This is a genomic window from Acetobacter nitrogenifigens DSM 23921 = NBRC 105050, from assembly GCF_000429165.1.
Lineage (GTDB): Bacteria > Pseudomonadota > Alphaproteobacteria > Acetobacterales > Acetobacteraceae > Acetobacter > Acetobacter nitrogenifigens.
In genome coordinates this window covers 45,578-54,526 of record NZ_AUBI01000018.1, presented here as the reverse complement: position 1 = coordinate 54,526, position 8,949 = coordinate 45,578, and the positions used below count along the sequence as shown (strand labels likewise).

Sequence of the window (8,949 nt, the reverse complement as noted above, 5' to 3'; positions counted from 1 at the left end):
AAAGCCGAATCCTGACCCTTCGCCTGTTCAAACAGAGCCTGCCAGACGCCGAGCTTTGCCCAGCGGATGAAGAGTTGGGCTGCCGTCCACCAGGGGCCGAGTTCAGCAGGAATGGAGCGCCATTTCGCGCCGTTCTGATGGCGCCAGAAAATCGCTGACATGGTCCGTCGCAGATCGCGAGGCGGGGTTTTGCCTTTCGGACGAACCGTCTCGATCAGAGGTTCCCAGATCGACCATGCATCATCGGAAAATACAGACTGTATCATGCTCATGACAAAGAGCTATGCAGTGCGCTCCGTCTTTCAAGACCTAACAGGCCCTAGCGCCTTGCTTAACACCGTAGCGACGGGCCGCCCGGCAACCTGAGTGATCGTTCACTACCGCACTGACGCTGCGGACGCACTCTCACGGCACGCCTTCCATTCTCGATAAATCATTCGAACTTCGTTCGCGCGCGATAATTAGGGCCTGTTATGGCTTGATCCAGTCTGCTGCGGCGGCGATGTGGATGACGGCGAGGAACGATGTTGCTGTTTTTTCGTATCTGGTTGCAACAGCGCGCCACTCCTTGAGGCGAGCCCAGAGGTTCTCAACGAGATGCCGGCGCCGATAGACCCATTTTGGGCAGGCGACCGCCCCATCGCGTCGTTTCGCAGGAATGGCGGGCCGGGCTGCCATGTCCCATATCCGTTCACGAAAGGCGTTCGACGCGTAGCCCTTGTCCGCCACGACCCACAGGGGAATGGCAGGAAGGCTGTCGAGCATGGCTGGTGCCTGGGGCAGTTCATGAGCCTGTCCGGGGGCCAGCGCAAAACCAAAGGCTTTTCCATGTCCATCAGCGATCACGCAGACTTTCGTGCCATAACCGCCGCGAGAACGGCCAAGTGCTTCACGATGGTCTCGCTCTTCGAAAGAGGCCCCTTTTTTTGGGCTCCCGCCGCTTTGTGGTGAGCCCTGATGTGCGTGCCATCCAGAAAAGTCATTCCGAACGCCACTCCGTGTTGTTCCTGAACCCGTTCGAGCAGGCGTTCCCATACGCCGAGTTTCGCCCAGCGGATGAAAAGCTGTGCTGCCCGCAACCACGGACCCAGTTCCGCGGGGATACTCCGCCATTTCGCGCCATTCTCATGGCGCCAGAAAATCGCTGCTATCGTGCGCCGCAGATCATGGGGCGGCGTCTTGCCTCGTGGGCGAACTGCCTCAATCAGAGGTTCCCAGATCGCCCATGTCTCGTCCGTAAAAGTGCCTGTTCCGTCTCCTTCTTCCATCCCTACAATATGGGAAGAATTTCAAGATCTAACAGACCCTACAACACCGAGCGCGAAACAATTGAACTGACTGAATCCACTACATTTCGCAACCTCTTTAAATTCTTCAAATCCCTATGATAACCAATCCACAATTTTTGATTTGGTATTAATATTTCATCAACATGCAGAAGATTCATTTTCTCGGCTACAATTTTTGGCAAAATGCACAAACCCAGTCCTCTACCGCATGCAAGCGCCTGCATTTCCGTTGTATCGAATCGCAGGGAAATAGGATTTTCTGGAAGAAATTCACGAGCCAAACCGAAACAAGTTGGAGCAGAGTGTTCAAAAGTCATGCCGATCACGGGCATTTCTCCAGACTCAAATATGGAGTTTTTGCCCTCGACTGCAAAACTCTGTGACGCGTATACGCCGTATCGAACGGAAACCAATCCCTTCTGTAGAACATGGACCTCTTCGAAGGGCTCATGCCTAATCAATATTGTCGTCTGGCAACTATCAATCTCGCCTTGAGATATATCGCTGGACAGTTCGAGGTCTTTAAATTCTTGCGGAGATTTTTTATTGAACAGCCGATCTATCACTACATGAGAGATAAACCAGTCCGGCGCAACAATTCGGACGGAACCCGCTACGGCCTGGGGCCCACATCCATATGACTTCTCGAGTATGCCCGCCTGTTTGGACATTTCGTCTACGTATTTCAGGACGTTCCTTCCATCCTCAGTCAACGCGTAACCGCGGCCGACGCGCTGCACGAGCGGAACGCCCATTTTCTTTTGCAGGACCGCCAGTCGCCGACCCGCCGTCGGTTGACTGATGCCCAGACTGGCTGCCGCCGCGCCTAGCGTTCGGTCCTGGGCAATTGTAGAAAACAGCTTCAGGTCATCCCAACACAGGTCATGTACGCTCATCAAAATCCCCCTCAAACGGCCGGACAGACGCAGCCAATCCTAATTCCAGATTCCCTTCCATGCACCAGTGAATGATTTGTATGCATTTCGCTACTGGATTAAAGACGACATCGTCGCGTAAGAATATTGCATACCGACAGCGCATCAACTCACATCACGCGCAACAAAAAACAGAGGTGAAAACGCAGGAATACATACAAAGTATATTATATTTTAATATATTCACACTTCGTCGTGCGAATAATCGTTTATTTGATTATTTGTATTTTTGAATACAATCCGCACCGGAACGCTGCGTGTGTAGGTTTTCACGCCCCACTTCCCTTAACGCGAATATGTTGCGAATGAATGATTCCAGACTGAATGGGTTGTACGGTTAAAAATTCATCGTTCGCCTCGGCATCGACGAAATTGCACCGTTGTTAAGCAGCCTCAGAGCTAAAGACGTCAATTTTAATGTTCACTTCTAACTCTATACATATGCGTACTGACGCGGAACAACCAACCGCGAGAGAATCGTTTCATTGGGAACAATGGCTGCCCACGCGCCACACCCAATAATCAAAAGCGAGCATATGTCGCTGTTGTAGTCAGGTCGAGTGGTTCAAAAGCATACTCGACCTCAAAATCTACAGTTTTTTCTGAAAGGATACCGTTTATGAGTAAGATTTCAGCAATGGCGTTCGGACTCGCCTTCTCCCTATCCGCCTCGGCATTTGCGTTCGACGCCAACGCCGACACCGTGCAAACAGGCAAGAGAGAAATTCTGCTCGAGGCTACAAAATCATGGAACGGGAAGCCTTACACGCATTTTACGACGGGCCCTGCTGAACTGGTCACTATTCGTCTTACGATTGCGCCTCATACCGTCCTTCCCTGGCACAGCCATCCATTTCCTAACGCCGGATACGTGCTCTCTGGCACTTTGACCCTGCATGATCGCGCAAGCGGCGATTCGCATACATTTCATGCCGGAGAAGCCTTTGCCGAATCAGTGGATGACGTGCATAGAGGTGAATCTGGAGATGAGCCAACTGTGCTGCTGATTACTTATGCAGCAACGCCGGGCACTCCCACATCCGTTTCAGCAAAAGGCGAAAAACCTGAATATTAATCTAATTATCTATAAATATTATATTAATATATTCACAGCGACGTCCAGAAGAAAGGATGAGTAGAGATGATAATACGCCGCCTCAGCATTGCTTTTCTATTCGGTCTATTTTTCCTTTTCTTCTTCCGGACTCCGCCCGCCTCATCGAAGGATCGTGAGCAAGTGCCTAGATATTACAAAGTAGTGCAATATTTCGCCACAGCCGAGTCATTTAATCCATTTCTCGACGCTTGCCGAGAAAATGCGGATGCCTCCCGCAAGGAGCCCGGCATTCTGGGATTTTCGTTCTTTACCGCGCCTGCAACCCCCTTTTCGCTTACGGTCATAGAGACCTACAAGGATCAATTATCGAGCAAAGAGCACATGAATACAGAACATTTTAAAAAATTTATCGAAAATCTCAAACGACTTCAGATTAAACGAACCGTTATAGAAGGCAGTGATTTTCATCTGACTGATGATAAATCCACAAATTAAAAAACTGCCCAACATGGAACATAATTCGTTAGTTGATTATGATGCCGCGCCTCCTGCGTACACATGCAGGGGCATGGCTCCAGTTGATATGCATCGAATCATCGGATGATCTCTCCGTCTCAATCTGCTCGCATGATCAACAACGAAAGCGATCGATTGCGTCGGTCATAGGCGTTTCACCAAAAGCGCTTCAACATCGGCCACAACTTCACCCACGATGCCTTCATATCCCGACATAACAGGAGCGGCGCTCCATCGTACACGGGCAAAGCGTAACGCCCGTGAAGTCTCCCCAGAACTTCGACGGACCCGCATTCTCCCCGCGCAGCAAGCATTCCTCCAACATCAATGACTGCAACTGAGGAAGCGTCGCCCGGCCCCCAGATCCAATAGGCGTTGTGCCCGCTGATGACGTGTGGAACGAAACCATCCGGACTCAAGACTAATATAGCGGAAGCCAGACCGTAATCGCTGGCGAACACTGCAGCCGTCACCGGAACAGAAGGTATCTTACGCCGAATCTCCGCGATCTGCCCGGCCAGTTCCCGCCATCCATGCATATCCGCATACTCTGCGCCTAGCGGCGCCGCACGCCCTCTCTCCGCCTCCGAAAAGTGGACGCCGTGCGCCTGTAGCCACCCTCGGTACGCCAGAAGCCGCGTTTCTGACAGCACCGGCGCAGTCAGCGGCAGCAAAACGAAACCGCTGACCAGAACACAAGCCAGCACCGCCCCCCGAAACGTCACATGACGGTGCAACGCGCGCTCGAACGCGACGCCTCCCGCCGCGAACATCGTCGCATCAATGGGAGCGAGATAATACGCCTTGCCGTGAAGCACGATCATCGTCACGAGAAGCAGCAGATAGGTGACGCCGATCCAACGTTGCTCCCTGTTCAACAAACACCAGCATAAACCGGCGACCAGGATCGACGCGGCGACAGGATTCGCCTGCTGCACCTGCTGCCCGATGAACGCCAATGGCGTGAGCAACACGTTCTTCGCCGCACGACCATTCCGAAGCAGTTCCAGCATCGGCCAATCGTGACGCCACTGCCACAATACGTTTGGAAGGGCGATCAGGATCGCAAGCGCGACGCCGCCGACAAACCATCGAGTGGCGAGCGCCCGACCTCGTCCCGCAAGAATCAACGCGACGGGCGCTGCGAGCGCAATGAACAGGGCGCTGTCCTTGGCCTCCATCGCCACGCCGAACGTCACCCCCGCTGCAAGCCAGTATCGGGGCCGCCCGGCGAGCGCCCGCGATACAAAGAGAGTCGCCAGAGTCCACAACGCCATCTGGACGGTGTCAGGGCCAAGCGTGGTCCCAAACGCTGACAGCACGGGCGCCAGCGCCACACTTGTCGCCGCCATGACCTGTCCCCAACGTCCGGCGCCCATCTCCCCGGACAAGACAATGGCGGCCCAGACCGTCACGGCGGCGAATACTGCCGGGATAGCGCGAAGCGCTACGAGCGAGACACCAAACGCCTGAGACGCCGCAGCGAGAAACGGGACCAGAACGGGCTGATCGACATAGCCGGCAGCGATTCGGCGGCCGCAGACGATGAAATACAACTCGTCCCGGAAGAAGCCATAATGAGGATTCACGATAAGACGCGCGATGAGCACGAGCACGGGCAGCCCGTAGACAATCCATCTGTCGTCGCGGCGGACCATGCCAGAGGCCGCCGCGGGAGCCTGCGTCACGAATCCAGCCAAGCCGGCAGACGCCAGAATGCGCGGACGCCTCTTTCGGAGCGTCCGCTCGTCGTCATGCGAGCGTGAGGCCGTAGCGTATCAGACCGCCCGGCGCGCCGCTCAGGCGACGCAGGTCCGGTCGAGAAGACGCCAGCGCTTCGGCTGAAGTCGGCAAATCCACAGTGACGATTGTCGGCGCCACAGGTTTGGCGAAACGCCAGACCGGGGCGGAGGGAGGATCGACGCGTTTCCTATCCGCGACGAAGCGCAAGACCGCGTCGCGGTTGCCGTCAGGCGCATTGAGAACGATTTTTTTCTGCCCCGTGCCAGGAAAACTGCCGCCGCCGCCAGCGCGATAGTTATTTGTCACCACGACGAAAACGTCATCGGCCCTGACCGGCCGCCCTGCATAGCGGAGGTCGTTAATTCTGTGGCTCGTCGCGTTGATTACTTCCCCGGACTGATCATATCGGGGTGGGCGCGTGACATCGATCTCGTATGTCAGCCCGGCGATCACGTCGAAATTATATGTCTGCCGGTCCGCCGCCAACAGCGCTTGAGGCGTCTTTTCGCCAGCCGTTACCGTGTTGAACGCGATCGCCGAACGCTCCAGCCATTCGCGCACCTCTGCGCCGGTGCAGCGCACGACGCTGATCGTGTTCGCAAAGACGTAGATACTGGCGATGTCCTTCATCGTCAGTGGCCCCGCCGGGATATCGACGAAGGCACCGGAGCCCATGCCGCCCGCGCTGAAAGGGGCGGCGGCGGAGAGCAGCGGAAACTTTGCCGCCTCGGTGCCCGCAAGGAGCGGGCGCGTGTACCAGAGCTGCGCCTCGTTCACGAGCGAGATGGACGGATCAGGCCCAACGAACGCGAAATAGGTGTCGATGGGGACCGCAGTCATTCCGACTGGCTTGGCCATCCACGCGATCGTAGCCTTGTGTTCCGGCTCGACGACCTCGCAGATCGCCGTGTCGTCTTGCGTGAGCGGTATGACCTTCCCGTCGCGTCGTTGGGAGATCGGCCGCACCTCCGTGTGAAACGAATCGACGCGCCACCCATCGGCGCTGCGTTTCAGCACGAGGTCGACAACGCCCAGATGGCTCCCCCAGAAGCCGGGCATGATCGCCGGCTTCCCAGCCAGCGTCCCCGCCACGGCGTCAACTCCTTTCAGGCCGCTATAATCCGGCCCGGGAAAGACCCGATGAGCGTGACCAGTGAAAATAACGTCGACGCCGGGCACGCCAGCGACATAGAGCGCTGCGTTCTCGTCCCCGCCGACACGCGGTTCGGCGGAAATCCCCGAGTGGCACAGAACCACCAGCAGGTCGCAGCGCGCCCGCAACTCAGGGATGTAACGCCGTGCGGCGTCGACGATATCCTGCGCCCGAAGTTTCCCGTTCAGACGCAGCGCGTCCCAGACCATGATCTGCGGAGGCGTAAAGCCTATGACGCCGATCTTCAGCGTATGCGCCACTCCGGCTTCGTCCGTGAACGTGCGGTCCAGAACCGTGAATCGCGGAACGAACGGCGAGCCATCTACATGTTCGACGTTCGCACAGACGAACGGGAACCGGGCGCCCTTTATTGACGCTTCGAGGAACGGGAGACCGTAGTTGAATTCATGATTGCCCAGAGTCGCGGCGTCATAGCCAAGGTGATTCATGGCCCGGAAGATTGGGTGTCCCTGCGCCGGGTCGAGGTGGCCGGGTTGGGCGACATAATCGCCCAGCGGGTTGCCCTGAATGATGTCGCCATTATCGAACAGCATCGCGTTGGCGACTTCCGCCCGAGCGGCCCGCGTCAGCGTCGCCACACGGGCGAGGCCGACATTGTCGTCGACGCGGCTGCGATAATAATCGTAGGCGTCGATGTACATATGGAGATCCGAGGTCTCCAGCAGGCGCAGCTTGAGGACCGGCGACGCACCGTGCCCACCCGGATCCGATCCGGCGGCCTGTTCCGAATGCCCGACCGCGAGGGCGGAGACGGGCATCATAGCCGCTGCGGCGCTCCCGGCGATAAGTGTTCGCCGCGGAACCGGGCGCGGCATCAGACCTCGCCTTCGAGGAGAATACGGGACACATCACCCGCCCACGGACCGGAATAGCGCTCCAGCCAATGCTCCGCCTGCGTCGGACCGCCAGCCGCCAGCGATTCGAGCGGCGCCAGATACACGCTCTCGTCGCGCCCCTGCTCGTCACGAAGACCGCGCGCGCGCAGACCGTCGGCGGCGATAGCCACCATGCGCGCAAGCACGTCTCGGGCCGTTCCTGTTCCGAGCGGCGCATGAAGCGCCTGCGCGGGAACCGCCGCCCGCAAGTCGCGATAGGCCGTCGAGTCGTGTTCGCACACCAGTTCTTCGGCAGCGGCGAGCGCGGCGTCATCATAAAGCAGCCCGACCCACAGGGCGGACTGGGCGAGCATCATCTCCGGCGAGCCGGCGTCGGCCCCTCGCATTTCCAGGAAGCGTTTGAGACGCACGTCCGGAAAGACCGTCGTCAGATGATCCTCGAAGTCCCCGATCGTCGGCGTCAGCCCGTCGAGACCGTCCTGGCGCTCCCCAGCCAGCCACGCACGGAACGACCTGCCGGACACGTCGAGAATCGCACCATCGCGAACGACAAAATACATCGGCACGTCCAGCACCCACTGGACGTAATCCCCAAACCCGAAATCCGGCGCGAAGCAGGCCTCCGGCATGCCAGCGCGCGCATTGTCCGTGTCGGTCCAGATTCGTGCGCGATTGGAGAGGAAGCCATTGGGGCGCCCCTCGAAAAACGGTGAATTTGCAAAGGCCGCCGTGGCGACGGGTTGCAGCGCCAGCGAGACCTTCATCTTGCGCGCCATGTCGGTTTCGGACGCGAAATCAAGATTTACCTGGACCGTGCAGGTCCGCTGCATCATGTCCAGGCCAAGGGTGCCGACCTTTGGCATATAGCCCCGCATGATCGCATATCGGCTTTTGGGCATCCACGGCAGATCGTCACGAGACGCCAACGGATGAAAGCCCAGCGACGCGAAGCCCAGCCCCAAAGCGCGAGCGGGTCCCCGTAAGTTCGTGAAGTGGCGTTCGAATTCGGCCCTGGTCTCGTGCAGATTGGCCAGCGGCGCGCCGGAAAGCTCAAATTGCCCGGCGGGCTCCAGCGAGATCGCTCCTCCCTTTTCTTCCCCTTCGCCCTTGAGGCCGATTATGGCCCCTCGGTCGAGGATCGGCGACCAACCGCCCTGGGCGTGAACGGCGTCCAGCAGCGCCTCGATCCCTCCCGGGGCGTAGGGCGGCGCAGAAAAGGCCGGGCGGGCGGCTGTCGCCGCCTCCGGGCGAACGAAGCCGAATTTTTCGTGCTCAGTCCCGATGCGCCAGGCGTCTTTGGGTTTCGAGCCTGACGCCAGAACCTCCACGAGGTCCTCGATGGACGAAATGGCGCGGGCGTCCTGATCGGAGGGATTCGACATTGTTGGGCGCGAGCTTT

8 protein-coding genes are annotated in these 8,949 nt (G+C 57.9%); 2 read left to right on the top strand and 6 right to left on the bottom strand.

Features of this window, described 5'->3' with window-relative positions:
• From G442_RS25280 to G442_RS0115985, 3 genes are all read right to left on the bottom strand, one after another.
• Positions 1-266 (bottom strand): transposase (locus G442_RS25280; protein WP_154660363.1); only part of this gene is annotated, 266 nt, incomplete at its 3' end.
• A 205-nt stretch (positions 267-471) separates the two neighbouring features.
• A protein-coding gene (locus tag G442_RS24540; RefSeq protein ID WP_211229158.1) for an IS5 family transposase occupies positions 472-1,268 on the bottom strand; the annotation gives its coding sequence in 2 pieces (ribosomal slippage) (positions 472-929 and positions 929-1,268; 798 coding nt in all).
• A gap of 38 nt (positions 1,269-1,306) precedes the next feature.
• Positions 1,307-2,185, bottom strand: a complete 879-nt coding sequence (locus G442_RS0115985) for a LysR family transcriptional regulator (RefSeq protein ID WP_026398796.1) — start codon at positions 2,183-2,185, stop codon at positions 1,307-1,309.
• Positions 2,186-2,843: 658 nt separating this feature from the next.
• Between G442_RS0115985 and G442_RS0115980 the strand changes: the two genes are divergently transcribed.
• Both G442_RS0115980 and G442_RS24065 read left to right on the top strand, forming a co-directional pair.
• Entirely contained in the window at positions 2,844-3,299 is a 456-nt protein-coding gene (locus G442_RS0115980) for a cupin domain-containing protein (RefSeq protein WP_371863420.1), read from the top strand.
• 66 nt (positions 3,300-3,365) lie between these two features.
• Positions 3,366-3,776 (top strand): putative quinol monooxygenase, encoded by a 411-nt coding sequence (locus tag G442_RS24065; protein WP_051292424.1) that lies wholly within the window; start codon positions 3,366-3,368, stop codon positions 3,774-3,776.
• A 176-nt stretch (positions 3,777-3,952) separates the two neighbouring features.
• Here the strand turns inward: G442_RS24065 and G442_RS0115970 are convergent, their stop codons facing one another.
• The 3 genes from G442_RS0115970 to G442_RS0115960 all read right to left on the bottom strand — a co-directional run bounded on the left by G442_RS0115970 (position 3,953) and on the right by G442_RS0115960 (position 8,932).
• Positions 3,953-5,485, bottom strand: a complete 1,533-nt coding sequence (locus G442_RS0115970; protein ID WP_146882578.1) for a glycosyltransferase family 39 protein — start codon at positions 5,483-5,485, stop codon at positions 3,953-3,955.
• Positions 5,486-5,549: 64 nt separating this feature from the next.
• On the bottom strand, positions 5,550-7,529 hold the full coding sequence (locus G442_RS22790) for a bifunctional 2',3'-cyclic-nucleotide 2'-phosphodiesterase/3'-nucleotidase (protein ID WP_035376780.1): 1,980 nt from the start codon (positions 7,527-7,529) through the stop codon (positions 5,550-5,552).
• Complete coding sequence (locus G442_RS0115960; protein WP_026398793.1) at positions 7,529-8,932, bottom strand: glutamate--cysteine ligase; 1,404 nt, start codon at positions 8,930-8,932, stop codon at positions 7,529-7,531. The genes G442_RS22790 and G442_RS0115960 overlap by 1 nt, the downstream gene beginning before the upstream one ends.
• Positions 8,933-8,949 lie beyond the last annotated feature (17 nt).

What these genes read in the sequence shown, in the direction of transcription:
- G442_RS0115980 (WP_371863420.1), top strand. Translation starts at nt 2,844, where the DNA reads ATGAGTAAGATTTCAGCAATGGCGTTCGGACTCGCCTTCTCCCTATCC.
- G442_RS0115960 (WP_026398793.1), bottom strand. Translation starts at nt 8,932, where the DNA reads ATGTCGAATCCCTCCGATCAGGACGCCCGCGCCATTTCGTCCATCGAG.
- G442_RS0115985 (WP_026398796.1), bottom strand. Translation starts at nt 2,185, where the DNA reads ATGAGCGTACATGACCTGTGTTGGGATGACCTGAAGCTGTTTTCTACA.
- G442_RS22790 (WP_035376780.1), bottom strand. Translation starts at nt 7,529, where the DNA reads ATGCCGCGCCCGGTTCCGCGGCGAACACTTATCGCCGGGAGCGCCGCA.
- G442_RS24065 (WP_051292424.1), top strand. Translation starts at nt 3,366, where the DNA reads ATGATAATACGCCGCCTCAGCATTGCTTTTCTATTCGGTCTATTTTTC.